At 37.3% G+C, this 729-nt stretch carries 1 protein-coding gene; it reads right to left on the reverse strand.

The features are described from left to right. On the reverse strand, nt 1–729 hold a 729-nt coding region (locus AC1DPZ_RS28460), incomplete at both ends, for a TolC family protein (RefSeq protein ID WP_477409866.1).

A 729-nucleotide genomic window follows, 5' to 3' on the forward strand; every position in this document is an offset into this window, starting at 1 on the left:
GTTTTAAGCCGAGTGTTGTTTCGGCCAAATTGTATTCAATCCTGTTATGATAAAACGAAGTATCGACAGCAAGGTCAGGTGCAACTTCCAGTTTAACATCTTCGAGTTTATCTTTAAGCGTAAGTGGATTTTCAATTGGCATACCCATCTGAAATTTTAATAACTGATAATTTAAGGCCAATAAACGGATAGTATTTTCTCGGTTCGTAACCAAATTATTGTGTTGAACAGTTATACGGTCAACGTCAATCTTTTCAACCGTACCTTGTTTGTTCCCTGCTACAGTTTCATCTAACTGCTGTTTTAATTGTTTAATGTTTGCATCCAAAAGTCGAAGTTGCTCGTTACTTACCAAAACCTGGTAATATGCTTTGGTAACGTTTACATTAGCTTCGATCTTTGAACGCTTAAAGTTTCGTTCAGAAAGTTCGCGATAGGTTTTAGATGCTTTTAGTCCTACAAGGTAACTACCATCAAATAATATTTGGTCGGCAGTTAATCCTAAGCTCGATTGATATTTTACGCCAAACTGCACCGGAATAAAAGTACCAGCAGGGGCTCCAAAAAACTGACCGGGCAATAAAGTGGTAGGTATTTTTAAATAGTCCTGAAACGATGCTGTTCCGCTAACTTGTGGTAAACCAATCCCTGTTGTTTCTTTAACTTTAAAAATAGCACTTTTAACATCCAATCCTGCATTCACAACCGAATCCTGATGCTCATAAGCAT

Source organism: Mucilaginibacter sp. P4_G9 (genome assembly GCF_056400985.1).